At 69.0% G+C, this 18,501-nt stretch carries 21 protein-coding genes; 13 read left to right on the plus strand and 8 right to left on the minus strand.

Annotation, left to right across the window (positions count from 1 at the left end; genetic code table 11):
• Positions 1-113: 113 nt before the first annotated feature.
• The 4 genes from K0H49_RS00005 to K0H49_RS00020 all read left to right on the plus strand — a co-directional run bounded on the left by K0H49_RS00005 (position 114) and on the right by K0H49_RS00020 (position 2,725).
• A complete protein-coding gene (locus K0H49_RS00005) occupies positions 114-995 on the plus strand; it encodes an EamA family transporter (protein WP_219209106.1) in 882 nt (293 codons plus the stop codon).
• A gap of 13 nt (positions 996-1,008) precedes the next feature.
• Complete coding sequence (locus tag K0H49_RS00010; protein ID WP_219209107.1) at positions 1,009-1,845, plus strand: DUF429 domain-containing protein; 837 nt, start codon at positions 1,009-1,011, stop codon at positions 1,843-1,845.
• 120 nt (positions 1,846-1,965) lie between these two features.
• The gene (locus tag K0H49_RS00015) at positions 1,966-2,163 is read left to right on the plus strand and encodes a CsbD family protein (RefSeq protein WP_219209108.1); all 198 of its coding nucleotides are present in this window, start codon (positions 1,966-1,968) and stop codon (positions 2,161-2,163) included.
• A gap of 46 nt (positions 2,164-2,209) precedes the next feature.
• Positions 2,210-2,725 (plus strand): BON domain-containing protein, encoded by a 516-nt coding sequence (locus tag K0H49_RS00020; RefSeq protein ID WP_219209109.1) that lies wholly within the window; start codon positions 2,210-2,212, stop codon positions 2,723-2,725.
• 75 nt (positions 2,726-2,800) lie between these two features.
• Here K0H49_RS00020 and K0H49_RS00025 read toward each other — a convergent pair whose 3' ends face one another.
• From K0H49_RS00025 to K0H49_RS00040, 4 genes are all read right to left on the minus strand, one after another.
• Positions 2,801-3,256, minus strand: a complete 456-nt coding sequence (locus tag K0H49_RS00025) for a hypothetical protein (RefSeq protein ID WP_374122278.1) — start codon at positions 3,254-3,256, stop codon at positions 2,801-2,803.
• Positions 3,246-3,626 carry a hypothetical protein gene (locus K0H49_RS00030; protein ID WP_219209111.1) on the minus strand — a complete coding sequence of 127 codons (381 nt, stop codon included), beginning with the start codon at positions 3,624-3,626 and terminating at the stop codon, positions 3,246-3,248. The genes K0H49_RS00025 and K0H49_RS00030 overlap by 11 nt, the downstream gene beginning before the upstream one ends.
• A gap of 39 nt (positions 3,627-3,665) precedes the next feature.
• Entirely contained in the window at positions 3,666-4,040 is a 375-nt protein-coding gene (locus tag K0H49_RS00035) for a hypothetical protein (protein WP_183025064.1), read from the minus strand.
• 170 nt (positions 4,041-4,210) lie between these two features.
• Positions 4,211-5,590, minus strand: coding sequence for a CHASE3 domain-containing protein (locus K0H49_RS00040; RefSeq protein WP_257624511.1), 1,380 nt, complete (start codon positions 5,588-5,590; stop codon positions 4,211-4,213).
• Positions 5,591-5,698: 108 nt separating this feature from the next.
• On the opposite strand from K0H49_RS00040, the gene K0H49_RS00045 reads away from it, so the two are divergent.
• Positions 5,699-6,331 (plus strand): response regulator, encoded by a 633-nt coding sequence (locus tag K0H49_RS00045; RefSeq protein ID WP_183025065.1) that lies wholly within the window; start codon positions 5,699-5,701, stop codon positions 6,329-6,331.
• Positions 6,332-6,400: 69 nt separating this feature from the next.
• Here the strand turns inward: K0H49_RS00045 and K0H49_RS00050 are convergent, their stop codons facing one another.
• Positions 6,401-6,850 (minus strand): response regulator, encoded by a 450-nt coding sequence (locus K0H49_RS00050; protein ID WP_257624512.1) that lies wholly within the window; start codon positions 6,848-6,850, stop codon positions 6,401-6,403.
• Positions 6,851-7,123: 273 nt separating this feature from the next.
• On the opposite strand from K0H49_RS00050, the gene K0H49_RS00055 reads away from it, so the two are divergent.
• A complete protein-coding gene (locus K0H49_RS00055) occupies positions 7,124-9,154 on the plus strand; it encodes an AsmA family protein (protein WP_219209112.1) in 2,031 nt (676 codons plus the stop codon).
• Between the two features lie 30 nt (positions 9,155-9,184).
• On the opposite strand, the gene K0H49_RS00060 is transcribed toward K0H49_RS00055, so the two are convergent.
• From K0H49_RS00060 to gpmA, 3 genes are all read right to left on the minus strand, one after another.
• On the minus strand, positions 9,185-9,943 hold the full coding sequence (locus K0H49_RS00060; protein ID WP_219209113.1) for a HesA/MoeB/ThiF family protein: 759 nt from the start codon (positions 9,941-9,943) through the stop codon (positions 9,185-9,187).
• A gap of 44 nt (positions 9,944-9,987) precedes the next feature.
• A complete protein-coding gene (locus K0H49_RS00065; RefSeq protein ID WP_219209114.1) occupies positions 9,988-11,430 on the minus strand; it encodes a S41 family peptidase in 1,443 nt (480 codons plus the stop codon).
• A gap of 79 nt (positions 11,431-11,509) precedes the next feature.
• Positions 11,510-12,253: a 2,3-diphosphoglycerate-dependent phosphoglycerate mutase gene (gene gpmA, locus K0H49_RS00070; protein WP_219209115.1), complete on the minus strand. Its 744-nt coding sequence runs from the start codon at positions 12,251-12,253 to the stop codon at positions 11,510-11,512.
• A gap of 94 nt (positions 12,254-12,347) precedes the next feature.
• Between gpmA and K0H49_RS00075 the strand changes: the two genes are divergently transcribed.
• From K0H49_RS00075 to pabB, 7 genes are all read left to right on the plus strand, one after another.
• Positions 12,348-12,767 (plus strand): rhodanese-like domain-containing protein, encoded by a 420-nt coding sequence (locus tag K0H49_RS00075; RefSeq protein ID WP_219209116.1) that lies wholly within the window; start codon positions 12,348-12,350, stop codon positions 12,765-12,767.
• A 66-nt stretch (positions 12,768-12,833) separates the two neighbouring features.
• Complete coding sequence (gene grxC, locus K0H49_RS00080; protein WP_183025072.1) at positions 12,834-13,094, plus strand: glutaredoxin 3; 261 nt, start codon at positions 12,834-12,836, stop codon at positions 13,092-13,094.
• 107 nt (positions 13,095-13,201) lie between these two features.
• Positions 13,202-13,660 (plus strand): protein-export chaperone SecB, encoded by a 459-nt coding sequence (gene secB, locus K0H49_RS00085; protein ID WP_219209117.1) that lies wholly within the window; start codon positions 13,202-13,204, stop codon positions 13,658-13,660.
• Between the two features lie 24 nt (positions 13,661-13,684).
• Positions 13,685-14,719 (plus strand): NAD(P)H-dependent glycerol-3-phosphate dehydrogenase, encoded by a 1,035-nt coding sequence (locus K0H49_RS00090; RefSeq protein WP_219209118.1) that lies wholly within the window; start codon positions 13,685-13,687, stop codon positions 14,717-14,719.
• Positions 14,720-14,750: 31 nt separating this feature from the next.
• Positions 14,751-15,629 carry a carboxylating nicotinate-nucleotide diphosphorylase gene (gene nadC / locus K0H49_RS00095; protein WP_219209119.1) on the plus strand — a complete coding sequence of 293 codons (879 nt, stop codon included), beginning with the start codon at positions 14,751-14,753 and terminating at the stop codon, positions 15,627-15,629.
• Between the two features lie 6 nt (positions 15,630-15,635).
• Complete coding sequence (nadA, locus tag K0H49_RS00100) at positions 15,636-16,748, plus strand: quinolinate synthase NadA (protein WP_219209120.1); 1,113 nt, start codon at positions 15,636-15,638, stop codon at positions 16,746-16,748.
• A complete protein-coding gene (gene pabB / locus K0H49_RS00105) occupies positions 16,748-18,499 on the plus strand; it encodes an aminodeoxychorismate synthase component I (RefSeq protein ID WP_219209121.1) in 1,752 nt (583 codons plus the stop codon). Before nadA ends, pabB begins: the two co-directional genes overlap by 1 nt.
• Positions 18,500-18,501: the final 2 nt, after the last annotated feature.

Consider the following 18,501-nt stretch of genomic DNA (forward strand, 5'->3'; position numbering starts at 1 on the left):
TTCATCCGGTTCGGGGTTTTGAGTGGATTGGGCGTTTGGCGATTTCCAGTCTCTCAAAACTTCTCCGGGTGAACACCCGAAACAACCTATTGGGCCTTCACACCTAGACCGCGGTGCCGCTTTCCGCCTTCGCCCTGATCCTGCTGGCCGGGATCATTCACGCCAGCTGGAACATCGCCGCCAAGAAGGCCAATGGGGACGCGCGCTTCGCTTTCCAGACCAGCGTGCTGATGATGTTCGTCTGGGGCCCCGTGGGGCTGTGGCTGGGCTGGAACGTGGTGCCGCAGTGGGGCGCGAAGGAGTGGGCCTTCATCGGGGTGAGCGGCGTGCTGCACGTGGTCTATTACGTCACGCTGCTGCGTGGCTACCGCAAGTCGGACCTCACGGTGGTGTACCCGCTGGCGCGCGGCTCCGGTCCGCTGCTGTCCTCGCTGGTGGCCATTCTGTTCCTGGGCGAACGCATCAGCGTGGTGGGCCTGGTCGGCATCGTCGGTGTGGTGCTGGGCGTGTTCCTGGTGGCGGGCGGTCCGCGGCTGTGGCGCGGCCCGCACGATGCGGCGCAGCGCGATCGCGTGCACAAGGGCATCCGCTACGGCATCCTCACCGGCGCCTTCATCGCGGCCTACACCGTGGTCGACAGCTACGCGGTCAAGTTCCTCGCGATGTCGCCGATCCTGCTCGACTACTTCGGCAATCTGGTGCGGATCGTGCTGCTGTTGCCCGTGGCCCTGCGCGATCGGCCCACCACCGTGCGGCTGTGGCGCGAGCAGTGGAAGTACGCGCTGTTGGTTGCCGCCATCAGCCCGGTGTCCTATGTGCTGGTGCTGTACGCGGTGCAGCAGGCGCCGATCTCGCACGTGGCGCCCGCGCGCGAGGTCTCGATGCTTTTCGCCGCGCTGATCGGGGGGCACCTGCTGCGCGAAGGCGACCGCGTGCTGCGCCTGGTCGGCGCCTGCTTCATCGCCGTCGGCGTGATTGCGCTGGCCCTGGGATGAGGCGGGTGGGCCGATGACGCCGCAGCTGCCCGTGCTGCTGGGCTGCGATTTTTCCAGTGCGCCCTCGGCCCGCAAGCCGATCGTGGTGGCGCTGGGGGCCGTGCGCGGTGCGCGCGTGACCCTGTCGAAGCTGCAGACCTTTGCCACGCTCGATGGCTGGGGCCAGTGGCTGCACGACACGCCAGCCTGGATCGGCGGCTTCGATCTTCCCTTCGGCTTGCCGCGCGAGCTCGTCGAGCAACTGGGCTGGCCGCTGGAATGGCAGGCCTGCATGGCGCACTACGCGGGCCTCGACCGTGCCCAGATCCGCGACGCCTTCGCGGCCTTCTGCGACGCGCGGCCGGTGGGCGGCAAGTTCGCGCACCGGCGCACCGACCTGCCGGCGGGCTCCAGCCCGTCGATGAAATGGGTGAACCCGCCGGTGGCCTTCATGCTGCATGCGGGCGTGCCGCGGCTGCTGGCCGCCGGTGCTGCACTGCCGGGCCTGCATGCGGTGCCAGCGGCGACGCGCATCGCGCTCGAGGCCTACCCCGGCCTGCTGGCGCGCGAACTGATCGGCCGGCGCAGCTACAAGAGCGACGACGTCGCGCGCCAGGACACCGAGCGCTGGGTGGCGCGCGCCGATCTGCTCTCGGCGCTGGAGCGTGGCGCGACCCGGCTCGACCTGCGGCTGTCGCTCACGCATGCACAGCGCGACCAGCTGCTGGCGGATGCGCGCGGCGATGCGCTCGATGCGGTGCTGTGCCTGGTCCAGGCGGCCTGGGCATCGCGGCATGCGGACACCGCCGGGCCGGGCTTCGGCTTGCCCGCCGATCTCGATCCGCTCGAGGGCTGGATCGTCAGCGCCTGACGCTGCACCGTCCTACAGGGGCTTGAGGCAATGGCGACGGTGCCGGTCGTCGGCGCGGGATCAGAGTGACTTCAGTCGTCTCGATGAGGCGCTTTCTTCCAACTCTCCGAAAGGCAAATCATGAACAAGGATCAAGTCGCAGGCCGTGTGGACCAAGCCAAGGGCAAGGTCAAGGAAGTGGCCGGCCGCGTGGTGGGCAACGAGTCGCTCGAAGCCGAAGGCGCTGCGGAAAAGGTCGCCGGCAAGGTGCAGAGCACCTATGGCGACGTCAAGGAAAAGACCAAGGACGCCATCAAGGATGGTGCCAACAAGCTTTGAGTTCACGACGGGCCCCGACGGGGCCCCTGTCTGAAGGGGTATGGTCATGAATACTTCGATGCACAGGGCGCCACACGGGCGCCTGCCGGGCCTGGCACGCTTTGCGTTGCTGGGCCTTTTGCTCGCGCTGGCGGCCTGCGACAAGGCCGACGAACGCAGTGCGGGCGAGAAGGTGGATTCGGCGATCGCGCGCACTCAGCAGGCCGCGACCGAAGCGGCGGCGCGCACGGAAGCCCTGGCGCGCGAGGCCGGAGCCAAGGTGAAGGCGTCCGAGCCGGCCATGCAGCAGGGTCTGGACAAGATCAAGGAAGCCGCCAGGGAAACCGGCGCGGCCGTGTCGGCCGGCGTGAGTGACGCCACCATCACGGCCAGCGTGTCGGCCGGTTTGGCCAAGGATCCGGCCTTGAGCGCTACCCGCATCGACGTCGACACCCAGGGCGGTACCGTCACCTTGCGCGGGCCGGCACCGAGTACCGAGGCGAAGGCGCGGGCGGAAACCATCGCGCGAGCCGTGAACGGCGTGAGCAAGGTCGACAACCAGCTGGAAGTGCGGGCGATGTAGGAGCGGGTGCGCACACCGCCATCGCAAAGCAAAAAACCCGGCCTGCGCCGGGTTTTTTGATGGATGCTGCATGCCTCAACGCCTGTCGTCGTCGCGCTGCATCAGCGTGGTGACCATGTCGGCCACATCGGAGGTCTTGAGCAGCATGGCCAGCACTGCGGTGACCGACAGCAGTCGCCACGGCTTGACCAGCACTACCAGTGCACCGGTGCCGGCCGCCACGGCCATCAGCCGGCCGGGGCGTTCCTCGGCAAAGCGCTGCAGCACCGGGCGGGCCAGCTGGCACGCGGCGTTGGCCGGATGTCGTCGCCACCAACGCACGGCGACGCTGCGGCTCATGTCCAGCCAGGGCAGGTCGTGCAGCGAGAACGCGCTGGCCGTGGAATGGCCGGTGCGCAAGGCAGAGGCTTCAGCAGCTTCCAGGGGCGCATCGTAGGCTTCGTCTGGAACAGGGGCGGGCTGCCGGAACAGCGCACGCCGAGACAGCGCCAGGCGCTGCTGCGGTGTCAGGGCATCACGGTCAATCGCCACGGCGACCTCCGGCGGCATGCAGCGCACGCAGGTCTTCGTCGAACTGTGCGCGGACCTCGGCCAGGCCGTTCCAGGCAAGAGGGCGGCAGGCGATCCAGCCCGCGATCACGGCGATGAACAGTGATCCTGCGGGTATGGCGACCAGCGTCCAGTGGAAACGTCCTTCCATGCCGTAGAGCATGGCGGCCACGCCGGCCAGGCCGAGCGCCAGCAGCAGCCCGATGGCTGCGACCACGCCGGCGGCAATGCGCGCGCCCAGACCGCGCCCGGCCTGTGCGGCTTCGAGCTTGATCAGGGCGGCGTAGTTGCCGACGTGTTCGGCGATGAGCTCCGGATGCCCGAGCACCGTTGCATAGAGGGGATGAAGCATGGTGCGCGAGCGGGGACTGGGTCAGCAGCCGTCAGGGGCTCAGTAGTCGTCCCGGTTGCCGCGGCGGCTGGCGAGCACGATCAGCGCGGTGATGGCAGCGCCTGCGGCAGCGGCGATCAGCACCGAGCGCACGGGCTGGTCGGAGATGTACTTGCCGGTCACGTCGGCAGCCTGCTCCAGGCGGCGCTGCGCGCGTGCGCTGGTGGTCGAGGCGGCATCCAGACCGCGCTGCACGGCCTGCTGCACGCGGGCCGCGATCTGTTCGACGCTGGGCTCGGCCTCGCGGCGCAGGTCGCGCACCTTCTCGCCCGCGGCGTTCACGGCGTTCTGGGCGTAAGCGCGGGTCGACTCGATGGCGTCGTTGGCGGTGCGGCTGGCTTCGTCGGCGAGTTGCGATGCGGTCTTCGTGTTCATGGAAGTGATCCTTTCTGGGAGATTGAGCTCTTGGCCTGCCCATCGTAACGGCGTCCGCTCGACGCTGGAAGGCATCGGTGGGCCGTTGTGGGCAGCTTGGAGTCAACCTTAGCGAGGCCACTCGCGCCGGCGTGTCAGCAGCCGTGCGCGGGGCTCGTAGGAGAGCAGCGTCAGCGTTCCGGCGGCACGCTGGCCGCCGGCGGTGTCGCGACGACGCGGCGAACCGGCAGCATGGCCGTGAGCCGGGTCCCGTTGCCGGGCGTGGACGCCACCGTGAGCTTGCCTTGTGCCGCTTCGACCCGGTGGCGCATGCCGGCCAGGCCGTGGGTGGAAGGGCGCGCGCGCTGGGTGTCGAAACCCTGGCCGTTGTCGGTCACTTCGACGATCACGTGGTTGCCGTAGTTCTTCATCACGATGGTGGCCTCGGTGGCCTCCGCGTACTTGCCGATGTTGGTCAGGCTCTCCTGCACCATCCGGTAGATGGTGAGCTGCCGGGCTTCGTCGAGCACCGACGGTTCGAGCGACATCTCGATCTGCAGGCCGGAGCGGTCGGCGAATTCGCGGCCCAGGATTTCCAGCGAGGCGACCAGCCCCAGGTTGGAGAGCGAAGAAGGGCGCAGGTCCTCGATGATCCGCCGCTTGAGCGCGATGCCGCTGTTGAGAAGCTCCGTGAGATGCTGCAGGCGCTGGATCGCATCGGGCGTGTCGGCCAGGCGCGACTTGAGCCGGGCGACGTCGAGCTTGGCTGCCGTGAGCAGCGAGCCGAGTTCGTCGTGCAGCTCGCGCGCCAGGTAGCCACGTTCGGTTTCGCGCACTTCCTGCAGGTGGGTGGCCAGTTCGGCCAGCGACGCGGTGCGTTCCTGCACCTCTGTTTCGAGTGCATTGCGTTCGCGCTGCAGCGCCTCCTGCTGGCGCTCGCCCGCCGATCGCAGGGCATGGCTCTGGCGCAGATAGAGGTAGAAGGCGAGCAGTGCGGCCAGCGCGACGATGGCGATGCCGACGCGGGCCAGCTGCAACGATCGCGCGATCTGCACCTGGCCGAGCGCCATGGCGGCATCGTTGCTGTTGACCAGCGCACTGGCCTGGGCCCGGATGGCCTCCATCTCCTCGCGGCCCACATCGGTGGTGATGACGAACTTCCAGGCGTCGTCGTTGCCGTTCTGGCGCAGGCGGACGCTCATGTCCATCTCGGCCAGCTTGCGTGCCACGTGGGTCGACAACACCGCCAGCTTGGCACTGTCGTCGGGCCGGTCGGCATACAGGGCGCGCAGCAGGTGGAGCTGGCCATCGACCTGGCGGATGGCGTTGTCGTACGGCTCGCGGTAGTGGGCCTCGCCGGTCAGCAGGTAGCCGCGCTGGCCGGTTTCCGCATCGACCACGTTCTGCAGCAGCAGGTTGAGGGCCACCCGCATGCGCTGGGTCTGGCCGACTTCTTCCAGGGCGCGGGTCGATTGGCGAAATCCGGCCTCGTTGATGCCCACGAGCATCACCGCCGCCAGCAGGGCCAGGGTCAGGCTCAAGGCCATCTTGGGAAAAGCTAACCAACGCATGTAGAGGCTTCCGCTGACGGTCCTGTGATCAATTTCGTGAATAATCGATGCCGTTCAGGGAACGATATATCGCGACTTACGAGTGCGCGACAACAAAGAGGATGACAGATGATCAAGATCGGAATTGTGGATGACCACGCCATCGTTCGGTCCGGCTTGCGGCAGTTTTTCTCCGAGCATGTGGATTTGCGCGTCGTAGGCGAGGCGGGAACCGGGCGCGAGGCGATCGAACTGGTGCGCACGACGGAGTTGGACGTGCTGGTGATGGACCTCTCCATGCCCGGCCAGAGCGGCATCGATGCGCTCGCGATGATTCGCGCCAAGGCGCCGGATGTCGGCATCCTGATCCTCAGTGGCTACCCCGAGGAGCACTATGCGATGAACCTGATCCGTCAGGGCGCGAGCGGCTACCTCAACAAGGAGTGCGAGCCGATCGAGATCGTGAATGCGATCCGTACCGTCTCGCTGGGCCGCCGCTACATCACGCCGGCCGTGGCCGAATTGCTGGCACGCCAACTCGACCGCAAGGACGATGCGGCACCGCACGAACAGCTGTCGGAGCGCGAGTTCCAGGTGTTCCTGAAGCTCGCCAAGGGCGAGACGGCGGGCGACATCGCCAAGACGCTGTCGCTGTCGGTGAAGACCGTGAGCACCTACCGCACCCGGCTGATGGAGAAGATGAACCTCTCCTCGAACAGCGACCTGACCTACTACGCGCTGAAGAACAAGCTCATCGACTGATCCCCACCGCCGTCCGCTGTCGCCCGGATCGGGCGATGCGGCGACGGTGCAGCGCATCGGTGCCACCGTTCAGGAGGGAGCGCTTCCGTACAGGCGCGCGACCGCTTGCGCGGCGCAGAAGTCGATCAGCGCTTCGATCTCGTTGGATTTGTCGAACACCGCATCCGCGCCCAACTGCGCGCAGCGCGTGCGGATGTCCGGTGTGGCGTAGTTGCTGAGAACCACCACTTTCTGATGGGGCTGGCGCGTCGCGCAAGCCTGCAGAACCCCCAGCCCGCTGCCTTGCTTGAGGAACAGGTCGACGATGACCAGTTCCCAGGCGTCCTGGTGGGCGACCAGCCAGTCCCTGGCCTCGCTCTCGGCTTCGGCATGGCCGATGGCCTCGACCGGTGCGAGTTCTTCCAGTGCCCCGACCAGATTCTCCCGGATGGTGACGTTGTCTTCGACGATGTAGGTTTTCAATCTCGTTGCCATCTCGACAGGCTCACTCTCCCGCCCGTCGCGCTGGCGATTCGCCATGATGCAGGCATGTGTCATCGTAGAGCCCACGGCAAGGGCCCATGCAAGCACGAGCGGGCGGACCTTGTAGGCGCAATCCCACTTCGGACTTCGGCTGGGCGCGAGCCGTAGGCCGCTGCTCACACGGGCTGACTTGTCGGGCCGACCCGGGCCCGTGGCTTTGCCGTTTAGGCTGGCGCTCTGAATGGCGGCACGGCGCGTGGAAGCCTGGCCTCGGCACCGGCCGCGAACCCGCCATCAGCACCCCATAGGCCCCTTACGGAGATTGATCCCATGCAAGACAAGCAGCAGGGCAGAAGAAGAAGCTGGGCCTTTCGCATCGCAACGGCATGCGTGGCCTTGCTCGCGGTGCTGGTCCTGGTCGTGATGTTCTTTCCATGGGACATGCTGCGAGGTCCGGTCAATCGCTACGTGAGTGAGAAGACCGGCCGGACCTTCGCGATCACCCGCCACCTCGACGTCGATCTCGGCTGGCGCAGCGCCACCGTCAAGCTCGACGGCATCGAGTTCGCCAATCCGGCCTGGGCGCGCGACCCTTATCTGGTGCGTGCCGAGCGCGCGGAACTCGACCTGAGGATCTGGCCACTGCTTCGTGGCAAGGTGGTCATGCCGCGCCTGATGATGGTCGCGCCAGCGGTGGGCCTGCAGATGGAGAAAGACGGCCGCCGGACCTGGGCGCTCGGCAAGGACACCGCGGACGAGGGCTCCGTGCCGACCATCGGGCAGATCCAGGTCGACAAGGGCAGCGTCGACTTTCTGGCCGAACACCTGGGCGTGGACCTGCATGCCGAGGTGGCGTACGACAGCAGCAAGGGCGAGATGCCCCTGAGCTACCGCATCAAGGGCCGCTACCAGCGCCAGCCGCTGACGGCGCAAGGGCGTACCGGCAACGTGATGCAGCTCACCGCCACCGGGCCTGGCCAGCCGCCCTTCCCGCTGGAGATCGAGGCGCGCGCGGGCCAGACGCGGCTCAAGGCCGCGGGCACGGTCGCGACGCTCAGCGGCCTCGACGGCATCGATGCGAGCTTCGATCTGCGCGGCCAGAGCCTGGGCGACCTCTACGGCCTGCTCGGCATCGCGCTGCCGCAGACCTCGCCCTACGCCCTCAGCGGCCAGCTCGGCAAGCGCGCGAGCCTGTGGGAGGTCAAGGGCCTGAAGGGCAAGCTGGGCCTGTCCGACATCGGCGGCGACATGCAGTTCAACCAGGGCACCAAGGTGCCCACGCTGTCGGGCACGCTGCGCTCGCAGGTGATGGACATGGACGACCTGGGCCCGCTGATCGGCCTGCCGCCCACGGCGCGCTCGGCCAATGCGGTGGAGGGCGTCGCGCCGCCGCCGACCGTGACGCAGGTCAAGCGGCCCCAGCGCAACGGCCAGGACAAGGTGCTGCCGACCGCCACGCTGGACTTCGAGCGCCTGGGCGCCATGAACGCCGACGTGCGCTACAGCGCCGACCGGATCCGCAACGTGCGCGACGTGCCGCTGGACAAGGGCAGCGTGCACGTGAAGCTGCAGGACCGCGTGCTCACGCTCGACCCCCTAGACCTGGGGGTGGCCGCCGGCAAGATGGTCGGCGCCATCCGCATCGATGCGGCAAAGAACCCGGCCGACATCCGGGCCTCGCTCGATCTGCGCGGCATGCAGCTGGCCCGCCTGTTCCCCAAGCTCGAGACCACGGGCAACAGCGTGGGCAAGTTCGGCGGTCGCCTCAATCTCTCGGGGTCGGGCAATTCGGTGGCCAGCTGGCTCGGCGGGGCCTCGGGCGACGTCGCGGTGCTCTCGGGCAGTGGCCAGTTCGGCAACCTGCTGCCCGTGTTCGCAACCCTCGTCGGGGGCGACATCATCAAGTTCCTGCTGCGCGGCGACCGCAATGTCGAATTGCGCTGCGCGGCCGTGGCCTTCGACGTCAACAAGGGCCTGATGACCGGGCGCACGCTGGTGGTCGACACGACCAATGCGCTGTTCACCGCCACCGGGCAGGCCAATCTGGCCAACGAGACGCTCGACTTCGTGATCCATCCGGAGCCCAAGAGCAAGAGCATCCTCTCGATCCGCACACCGCTGGTCGTCGGCGGCACCTTCGGCGACCCGAAGGGCGGCGTCGAGGTCGCGCCGCTGGCCGGACGCGGCCTGGCGGCCCTGGCGCTCGGCGCGATCAATCCGCTGCTGGCGCTGGCCGCGACCATCGAGACCGGGCCGGGCGAGGATTCGGACTGCAAGGGCGTGCTGGCGGATGCGAACCGCCCGACCGCAGGCGCCGCCGCCAATGGCGCGGCGCGGGCCAAGGGCGCCAAGCAGCCCTGAGCGCGACGAGAGGAAGGGCGCCGCCTGGCCTCAGCCGCCGGCGCGCTGCGCGCACACGCTGCAGTGCGGGTCGCGCGCCACCTTCAGGCTGTCGAAGGCCGTGCGGCGACCGTCGAACATCAGCAGCTGCCCGGCCAGCGAAGGCGTGATGCCGGCCAGCAGCTTGAGCGCCTCGCTGGCCTGCAGCGTGCCGATGGTGCCGACCACCGGCGCGAATACGCCCATCACGGCGCAGCGCGTTTCCTCGTATTCGGCGTCGGGCGGGAACAGGCAGGCATAGCAGGGCGAGGCCGGGTCCCGCAGGTCGTAGACGCTCAATTGCCCATCGAAGCGGATGGCGGCGCCCGCCACCAGCGGCTTGGCGTGGGCCACGCACGCCGCGTTGACCGCCTGGCGGGTGACGAAGTTGTCGCTGCAGTCGAGCACCACGTCGGCGCTTGCCACCAGCGTGTCGAGCAGGGCGCCATCGGCGCGCACCGCATGCTGGACGATCACGATGTCGGGGTTGATGGCGCGCATCGCCTCGGCGGCCGAGGCCACCTTGGATTGCCCCACGCGCGCGGTGGTGTGGGCGACCTGGCGCTGCAGGTTGGTGAGATCCACCGTGTCGTCGTCGACCAGCGTGATGCGGCCGACACCGGCTGCCGCAAGGTAGAGGCAGGCCGGCGAACCGAGCCCGCCCGCGCCGATGATCAGCGCATGCGCGGCACCGACGCGCGCCTGGCCGTCGATGCCGTACTCCTCGAGCAGAACATGCCGCGAGTGGCGCAGCAGGGCTTCGTCGTCCATGGGCTCCTGCCTGCGTGCGTGCCGGGGCCAGGCCCGGCGGCGACTCAGTTGTCCTTCTTCTCTTCCTTGTTGTCGACGATCACCTGCGTCTTGCTGACGATGACCGGTGCGCCCTTGAGGCTGGCGATGGCCTGCAGCAGCGGGAAGTCCTTGTCGTTGCCGAATTCGGGCACCTTGCGGTCCTGCGGCGGCTTCTTGGCTTCTTCCTCAAGGCGCTTGCGGGCCTCGTCCCGGGCCTTCTCGCGCTCGGGGTCCTTCTGCTCGGGGCCCTGGCCGCTGGCCAGATGCTTCTCGAGGTCGGCCTCGCGCATGCGCAGGGCGGCGTAGGGGCTGCCTTCGGCGCTTTCGTCGACCAGCACGTTGGGCACGATGCCCTTGGCCTGGATCGAGGCACCGCTGGGCGTGTAGTAGCGCGCGGTCGTGATCTTCAGGCCGGTGTCGGGGCCGAGCGGGCGCACGGTCTGAACCGAGCCCTTGCCGAAGGTCTGGCTGCCCATGATGGTGGCGCGCTTGTGGTCCTGCAGCGCGCCGGCCACGATCTCGCTGGCCGAGGCCGAGCCCTCGTTGACCAGCACCACCAGCGGCACGGTCTTGAGCCCCGCGGGCAGGCCGCGCAGCGGGTCGGTGCCGGAGCGGCGTTGGTAGAACTCGGGCGCGGCCTTGTAGACGAACTTGCTCTCGGCGAGCTGGCCGTCGGTGGACACCACCGTCACGTTCTCGGGCAGGAAGGCCGCCGAGATGGCCACCGCCGCGTCGAGCAGGCCGCCCGGATCGTTGCGCAGGTCGAGCACCAGTCCCTTGAGGTTGGGGTCCTGCTTGTAGATTTCCTCGACCTTCTTGACGAAGTCGTCGACCGTGCGTTCCTGGAACTGCGACAGGCGGATCCAGCCATAGCCCGGCTCGATGACCTTGCCGCGCACCGATTGCGTGCGGATTTCCTCGCGCGTGATCGTGACCGGGAAGGTGCGGTTCTCGTCCTTGCGGTAGATGGTCAGCATCACCTTGGTGTTGACTTCGCCGCGCATGCGCTTGACCGCGTCGTTGAGCGACAGTCCGCGCACCGCGGTGTCGTCGATCTTGGTGATCAGGTCATTGGGCTTGAGGCCGGCGCGGAAGGCCGGCGAGCCCTCGATCGGCGACACCACCTTGACCAGCCCGTCTTCCTGGGAGATCTCGATGCCCACGCCCACGAAGCGCCCGGTGGTGCCTTCGCGGAATTCCTTGAAGGACTTCTTGTCGAAGTACTGGGAGTGCGGATCGAGCCCGGCGACCATGCCGGCGATCGCGTCGGAGATGAGTTTCTTCTCGTCCACCGGCTCCACATAGTCGGTCTTCACCATCCCGAACACCGCCGCGAGCTGTTGCAGCTCCTCGAGCGGCAACGGTGCCAGCGAGCCACGCGCCACGGTCTGCAGCGAGACGGTGGTCAGCACGCCGGCCACGGCGCCGGCTGCAACCCAGCCGGTGATCTTGAGTTTCTGGCCCATGTAATGAGTGTCCTAGTCGGGTGTCAAGCCAATATACAGCTAGCTTTGAAGCAATTCTTCTACCAGGGTTCCTTAATCTTCAACCTTTGCCTTGAGAAGCCACCGCCGCGGCGGCCTTGGCGGCGGCCGCGGCATCGCCCAGGTAGTAGTGGCGCAGGGGCTTGAGCTCGTCGTCCAGCTCGTAGACCAGCGGGATGCCGTTGGGAATGTTCAGGCCGACGATGTCGCTGTCGGAGACGCCGTCGAGGTACTTGACCAGCGCGCGAATCGAGTTGCCGTGGGCGGCCACCACCAGGCGGCGGCCGCTGCGGATGGCGGGTGCCATCGACTCGTTCCAGAAGGGCAGCACGCGCGCCACCGTGTCCTTCAGGCATTCGGTCAGCGGGATCTGCTCGGGCGCGAGCTTGGCGTAGCGCAGGTCGCCGCGCTCGCTGCGCGGGTCGGTCGCGTCGAGTGCCGGCGGCGGCGTGTCGTAGCTGCGGCGCCACACCAGCACCTGCTCGTCGCCGTATTCCTTGGCCGTCTCGGCCTTGTTGAGGCCCTGCAGGCCGCCGTAGTGGCGTTCGTTGAGGCGCCAGGAGTGCACCACCGGCAGCCAGGTGCGGTCGAGCTCGTCGAGCGTGTGCCACAGGGTGCGCGTGGCGCGCTTGAGCACGCTGGTGTAGGCCACGTCGAAATCGTACCCCTCGGCCTTGAGCAGGCGACCGGCCTGCTTGGCCTGTTCGACACCGGTCTCGGTCAGGTCGACGTCGGTCCAGCCGGTGAAGCGGTTTTCGAGATTCCAGGTCGACTCGCCGTGGCGGATCAGTACCAGTTTGTGCATGGGGAAGGCCTTTGGCGGAGATTGAGATTCGGGAATGCAGGAGCCTGCATGAACCGCCATTCTAAAATCGGCGGTTTGCCATTCAAGGAACCCTGTGAAATTCATCGTCGACAACTGGATGCTGATCCTGCTCGCGGTCGGCTCGGGCAGCATGCTGGCCTGGCCGCTGATCCGCGGCAACGGCGGTGGCTCGCTCACGGCGCAGGGCGCCGTGCAACTGATCAACCGCGAGCGCGGGGTGGTGGTCGACGTGCGTGACGCCGCCGAATTCGCCGCCGGCCACGCGACCGGCGCCCGCAACGTGCCCTTCGACCAGCTCGAGCAGAAGCTGCCGACCACGGTCAAGAACAAGGGTGTGCCGCTGTTGCTGATGTGCGCCTCGGGCGCCCGCGCCCAGCGCGCGCTGGCCGTGGCCAAGAAACTCGGTTACGAGCAGGCCCAAGTGGTTGCCGGCGGGCTCAAGGGCTGGAAAGACGCTAACCTGCCGATTGAAAAGGCCCCGGAAAAGGCCTGAGCCCACGGGCCGCGCAGCCGGTTTGCGCGGCGTTGAAAACCCGCCATCGTCCCCAAGGTACAGCGTATGCAAGCCGTCAAGATGTACACCACCGCCGTCTGCCCCTACTGCATTCGCGCGAAACAGGTCCTCAAATCCAAGGGTGTCGAGCAGATCGAGGAGATCCGCATCGACACCGACCCGCAGGCGCGCGCCGCCATGATGGAGATCACCCAGCGCCGCACCGTGCCGCAGATCTTCATCGGCGACACGCACGTCGGCGGCTGCGACGACCTGATCGCGCTCGACGGCCGCGGCGGCCTCGTGCCCCTGCTGCAAGGCGCCTGAGCGGAATGCGCCCCGCGGTGGGGCGATAATCGCCGTCTCATTCATCTGCAGCCCGCTGCGGGAACCTCTCCCCGGCGGGCATTGTTTTGATTCTCGAAAGTTGAGCCATGGCCGATACCCCTGATCCCGTGTTCCAGATCCAGCGCGTCTACCTCAAGGACCTGTCGCTCGAACAGCCCAATTCGCCGGCCATCCTGCTCGAGCAGGAACAGCCCACGGTCGACATCCAGCTGGGCGTCGACGCCCAGCCCGTGGCCGACGGCATCTACGAGATCACCGTGTCCGCCACCGTGCAGACCAAGGTGCAGGACCGCACCGTGTTCCTGGTCGAAGCCAAGCAGGCCGGCATCTTCGAGATCCGCAACCTGCCCGAAGACCAGATGGGTCCGATCCTGGGCATCGCCTGCCCGCAGATCGTCTATCCCTACCTGCGCGGCAACGTGGCCGACGTGATCCAGCGCGGCGGCTTCCCGCCCGTGCACCTGGCCGAGATCAACTTCCAGGCCATGTACGAGCAGCAGCAGGCTGCCGCGGCCGGCCAGCCCTCGCCCATCGTCACGCAGTAAACCGGCCGCACGCCGCCAACGCCGATGAAGATCTGCGTTCATGGCGCCGGTGCCTGGGGCACGGCGGTGGCCGTCAATGCGGCCGCCCGCCACGAAGTCACGCTCTGGGCGCGCGATGCCGCCCAGGCCGAAGCCATTTCGACGGCGCGTGAGAACACCCGCTACCTCCCGGGGCTGGCGTTGCCGGCCGCGCTGGCGGTGCGCTGCGGCGACATCGGCACGGCCAGCGCCGGCGCCGACCTGGTCATCGTGGCCACGCCGATGGCGGCCCTGCGCGACCAGCTCGTCGCGCTGCGCGGCTGTACCGTGCCCGTGGCCTGGCTGTGCAAGGGCGTCGAGCCCGCGCGCGATGCTTCGTCCCCCACGTCCCATGGCCTGCTGGCGCACGAGATCTGGGCGCAGGTCGCGCCCGCATTGCGTGCCGGCGTGCTCAGCGGCCCCAGCTTCGCGCAGGAAGTGGCCGAAGGCCGCCCGACCGCGCTGGTCGCGGCCAGCCCGCATGCGATCGTGCGCGACGCGCTGGTCGACGCTTTCCACGGACCGGCGCTGCGCGTCTACGCCAACGAGGACATCGTCGGCGTCGAGGTCGGCGGGGCGGTCAAGAACGTGCTCGCCATCGCGACCGGCCTGTGCGACGGCCTGGCGCTGGGCCTCAACGCGCGCGCTGCGCTGATCACCCGCGGCCTGGCCGAGATGACGCGTTTCGGCCTCGCGCTGGGCGCGCGTGCCGAGACCTTCATGGGCCTGTCGGGCCTGGGCGACCTGGTGCTGACCGCCACAGGCGACCTGTCGCGCAATCGCAAGGTCGGCCTGCTGCTGGCCCAGGGCCGCACGCTGGCGCAGGCAGTCGCCTCGCTGGGCCATGTGGCCGAAGGCGTGTATTGCGCGCGCACCGTGGTGCAGCGCGCGCGCGGCCTGGGCATCGAGATGCCCATCGCCGAAGGCGTGGTCGCGCTGCTCGACGGCCGTGTGAGCCCGCAGGATGCGGTCGTCGCGCTGACCGGCCGCGACCCGGTGCCGGAGTCGCCGGCTTCGGCCGGACCGGTGTCCCCTCGTTGAACCCAGAACAAGAACACAGAGACCGAGCGCCATGAGCCTTCGCTTTGATTTTTCGGCGTCGGCCGTGGCCGCGCTGGCCCTGTCCGATGCCACCCGTGCCCTGCAGGAAGACGTCGCCGACGGTGACCTGACCGCCTCGCTGGTCGACCCCGGCCGCCGGGCCCGTGCCCGCGTGCTGGCGCGCGAAGCGGCCGTGGTCTGCGGCGCGCCCTGGGTCGAGGCCACGCTGCGGCAGCTCGATCCCGAGGTGCGCATCACCTGGCTGTGCGCCGAAGGCGAGCGCTGCGCCGCCGACCAGACGGTGCTCGAGATCGAAGGCCGGGCGCGCGCGCTGCTGACGGCCGAGCGCACCTCGCTCAACTTCCTGCAGCTGCTGAGCGCGGTCGCGACCAAGACCGCGCTGTACGCCGACGCGGTGAAGGGCACGCGGGCCCGCATCGTCGACACCCGCAAGACCCTGCCGGGCCTGCGCCTGGCGCAGAAGTACGCGGTGCGCACCGGTGGCGGCCTGAACCACCGCATCGGCCTCTACGACGCGGTGCTGATCAAGGAAAACCACATCGCCGCCGCCGGCGGCGTGGCCGCCGCGCTGCGCGCGGTCGCGCCGGTGGCGTCGCAGGCCGCCTTCGTCGAGGTCGAGGTCGAGACCCTGGCCCAGTTGCACGAGGCGCTCGAGGCCGGCGCCCGCATGGTGCTGCTCGACAACATGGACCTGCCCACGCTGCGCGAGGCGGTGCGCATCAACGATGCGGCCGGCGAAGAGCGCAAGGCGATCCTGGAGATCTCGGGTGGCGTCACACTGGACGGCCTGCGCGCGCTGGCCGAGACCGGCGTCGACCGCATCTCCGTGGGCGCGTTGACCAAGGACGTCAAGGCCACCGACTACTCGATGCGTTTCCAGGAAGGCTGAGCTGCCATGTCGTCCCCGGTCATCGACGTCGACTACGAACAACCGGCCCAGGGCTCGGTCTGCGACACGCGCCACGCCTGGGCGCGCGTGCCGCCCGAGCCTTCGCCCGACGAGCGCATCGCGCTCAAGGAACGCATCCGCCGCCTGTTGCGTGAACGCAATGCCGTGATGGTGTCGCACTTCTACGTGCACCCCGACCTGCAGGACCTGGCCGAGGAAACCGGCGGCATCGTGAGCGACTCGCTGGAGATGGCGCGCTTCGGCCGCGACCATGCGGCGCAGACGCTGGTGGTCTCGGGCGTGCGCTTCATGGGCGAGACCTCGAAGATCCTGTCGCCCGAGAAGCGCGTGCTGATGCCCGACCTCGACGCGAACTGCTCGCTCGACCTGGGCTGCCCGGTCGACGAGTTCAGTGCCTTCTGCGACCGGCATCCGGACCGGACCGTGGTGGTCTACGCCAACACCAGCGCGGCCGTGAAGGCGCGTGCCGACTGGCTGGTCACCTCGAGCTGTGCGCTCGACGTGGTCAACGCGCTGCATGCGGCCGGGCAGAAGATCCTCTGGGGCCCGGACCGCCACCTGGGCGACTACATCCAGCGCCAGACCGGCGCCGACATGGTCAGCTGGAACGGCGCCTGCATCGTGCACGACGAGTTCAAGGCGCTGGAGCTTGAACTTCTCATGAAGGAGCACCCGCAGGCCAAGGTGCTGGTGCACCCCGAGTCGCCGGCCGACGTGATCGCGCTGGCCGACGCGGTGGGCTCGACCTCGGCCATCCTGAACGCGGCGCAGCGCCTGGACGCGAAGGAATTCATCGTCGCCACCGACAGCGGCATGCTGCACAAGCTGCGCACCCTCAACCCGGGCAAGACCTTCATCGAGGCGCCCACGGCCGGCAACGGCGGCACCTGCAAGAGCTGCGCGCACTGCCCCTGGATGGCGATGAACGGCCTGGCCGACCTGGCGCGCGCCCTCGAGACCGGATCGGGCGAGGTGCATGTGGACCCCGCGCTGGGCCTGCGCGCCCGCGTGCCGATCGACCGCATGCTGGCCTTCACCGCCGGGCTCAAGCAGGGCCTTGCGCCCGGCAGCCTGGTGGCGGGGATCGGCGCGGCCTGATGACGGCAAGCGTCTCGGCGCTGATCGACTTCAGCACGCCCGGGTCGCCCGACGGTGCGCGCCTGCGCCATGCCTTCGGCACGCCGCGCGAGACGCTGGTCGCGCACACGCCCGACAAGGTGCGACCGCTGCTCGATGCCGTGCAGGCGCACGCGCGGCAGGGCCGCTGGTGCGTGGGCTACCTGCGCTACGAGGCCGCATCGGCCTTCGATCCCGCGCTGGCGGTGCACGCCGCGGACGGTCCGCTGGCCTGGTTTGGCGTGCATGACGGCACCCGGCCGTGGCCCGCGCCGGCCGAGGAGGCCGCGCCCTCGCTGCAGTGGGATGACACGCTGACGCGGCCCGCCTTCGACCGTGCGATGGCCGAGATCCACCGCGCCATCGCGGCCGGCGCGCTCTACCAGCTCAACTACACGGCGCCCCTGCAGGCGCAACCGGGCGCGCTCTCGGACGACGCACGGCACGCGCTGTTCGCGGCCCTGCAGCGGGCCCAGCCCGGCGGCTACGCGGCCTTCATCGACGCGGGCGACGAGCAGCTGCTGTCGGTGTCGCCCGAGCTGTTCTTCGACTGGCGCGAGCGGCGCCTGCTGGCCCGCCCCATGAAGGGCACGGCCGCGCGCGGTGCCAATGCCGAGGCCGACGCCGCGGCCGCGGCCTGGCTGCGCAGTTCGGCCAAGGAGCGGGCCGAGAACGTGATGATCGTCGACCTGCTGCGCAACGACATGTCGCGCGTGGCCGAGCCCTTCTCGGTGCGCGTGCCGCGGCTGTTCCACACCCAGGCCCTGCCCACCGTGTGGCAGATGACCTCCGACGTCGAGGCGCGCACGCGCGCCGGCTGCAGCCTGGCCGACCTGTTCGCCGCGCTCTTTCCCTGCGGCTCGGTCACGGGTGCGCCCAAGGTCGCGGCGATGCGCCTGATCCGTGACCTCGAGCCCGTGCCCCGCGGCATCTATTGCGGCGCCGTGGGCGTGGTGCAGCCCGGCGGCGCGGCCACCTTCAACGTGCCGATCCGCACCGTGACCTTGCAGGGCGGCACGGCCCGCTGCGGCATCGGCAGCGGCATCACCGCCGATGCCGGCACCGACGGCGAGTGGCAGGAGTGGCGCCACAAGCGCGCCTTCCTCGAACGGGCGAGCGCGCCCTTCGCGCTGCTCGAGACGCTGGCGCTGGAAGACGGACAGCTGCGCCACCGCGAGGCCCATCTGGCGCGCATGGCGGCCGCAGCCGCGCACTTCGCCTATCCCTGGGACGCACAGGCCGTGGCGCAGTGCCTCGATGTGCTGCGCGCGGCGCATCCCGAGGGCCTGTGGCGCGTGCGCCTGCTGCTCGATGCGCGGGGCCGCTCACAGGCCCAGGCCTTTGCGCAGGAGGCCGCGCCCTCACGCGTGCGGCTGCAGCTGGCCGACCGTCCCTTCGAGGCGACCGACAGCGAGTTCGTGCGTTTCAAGACCACGCGGCGCGCGCACTACGAGGCCTTCGCGCCCACGCGTGCGGGCGTGTTCGACACGCTGCTGTGGAACCGGCACGGCGAGCTCACCGAGACCACGCGCGGCAACATCGCGCTGCAGCTCGACGGCCGCTGGGTCACGCCGCCGCTGTACTGCGGCCTGCTGGGCGGCATCGGCCGCGCACAGACGCTGGCCGAGGGGCGGCTCGCCGAAGCCGTGGTGCGTGTCGAGGACCTGCCGCGCGTGCAGGCCATGGCTTTCGTCAACAGCCTGCGCGGCTGGATCGAGGCCGATCTCGACTGAGC

Source organism: Variovorax boronicumulans (assembly GCF_019352895.1).
Classification (GTDB): Bacteria; Pseudomonadota; Gammaproteobacteria; order Burkholderiales; family Burkholderiaceae_C; genus Variovorax; species Variovorax boronicumulans_A.

What these genes read in the sequence shown, in the direction of transcription:
- K0H49_RS00010 (WP_219209107.1), top strand. Translation starts at nt 1,009, where the DNA reads ATGACGCCGCAGCTGCCCGTGCTGCTGGGCTGCGATTTTTCCAGTGCG.
- K0H49_RS00015 (WP_219209108.1), top strand. Translation starts at nt 1,966, where the DNA reads ATGAACAAGGATCAAGTCGCAGGCCGTGTGGACCAAGCCAAGGGCAAG.
- K0H49_RS00020 (WP_219209109.1), top strand. Translation starts at nt 2,210, where the DNA reads ATGAATACTTCGATGCACAGGGCGCCACACGGGCGCCTGCCGGGCCTG.
- K0H49_RS00030 (WP_219209111.1), bottom strand. Translation starts at nt 3,626, where the DNA reads ATGCTTCATCCCCTCTATGCAACGGTGCTCGGGCATCCGGAGCTCATC.
- K0H49_RS00035 (WP_183025064.1), bottom strand. Translation starts at nt 4,040, where the DNA reads ATGAACACGAAGACCGCATCGCAACTCGCCGACGAAGCCAGCCGCACC.
- K0H49_RS00040 (WP_257624511.1), bottom strand. Translation starts at nt 5,590, where the DNA reads ATGCGTTGGTTAGCTTTTCCCAAGATGGCCTTGAGCCTGACCCTGGCC.
- K0H49_RS00045 (WP_183025065.1), top strand. Translation starts at nt 5,699, where the DNA reads ATGATCAAGATCGGAATTGTGGATGACCACGCCATCGTTCGGTCCGGC.
- K0H49_RS00050 (WP_257624512.1), bottom strand. Translation starts at nt 6,850, where the DNA reads ATGGCGAATCGCCAGCGCGACGGGCGGGAGAGTGAGCCTGTCGAGATG.
- K0H49_RS00055 (WP_219209112.1), top strand. Translation starts at nt 7,124, where the DNA reads ATGCAAGACAAGCAGCAGGGCAGAAGAAGAAGCTGGGCCTTTCGCATC.
- K0H49_RS00060 (WP_219209113.1), bottom strand. Translation starts at nt 9,943, where the DNA reads ATGGACGACGAAGCCCTGCTGCGCCACTCGCGGCATGTTCTGCTCGAG.
- K0H49_RS00065 (WP_219209114.1), bottom strand. Translation starts at nt 11,430, where the DNA reads ATGGGCCAGAAACTCAAGATCACCGGCTGGGTTGCAGCCGGCGCCGTG.
- gpmA (WP_219209115.1), bottom strand. Translation starts at nt 12,253, where the DNA reads ATGCACAAACTGGTACTGATCCGCCACGGCGAGTCGACCTGGAATCTC.
- grxC (WP_183025072.1), top strand. Translation starts at nt 12,834, where the DNA reads ATGCAAGCCGTCAAGATGTACACCACCGCCGTCTGCCCCTACTGCATT.
- secB (WP_219209117.1), top strand. Translation starts at nt 13,202, where the DNA reads ATGGCCGATACCCCTGATCCCGTGTTCCAGATCCAGCGCGTCTACCTC.
- K0H49_RS00090 (WP_219209118.1), top strand. Translation starts at nt 13,685, where the DNA reads ATGAAGATCTGCGTTCATGGCGCCGGTGCCTGGGGCACGGCGGTGGCC.
- nadC (WP_219209119.1), top strand. Translation starts at nt 14,751, where the DNA reads ATGAGCCTTCGCTTTGATTTTTCGGCGTCGGCCGTGGCCGCGCTGGCC.
- nadA (WP_219209120.1), top strand. Translation starts at nt 15,636, where the DNA reads ATGTCGTCCCCGGTCATCGACGTCGACTACGAACAACCGGCCCAGGGC.
- pabB (WP_219209121.1), top strand. Translation starts at nt 16,748, where the DNA reads ATGACGGCAAGCGTCTCGGCGCTGATCGACTTCAGCACGCCCGGGTCG.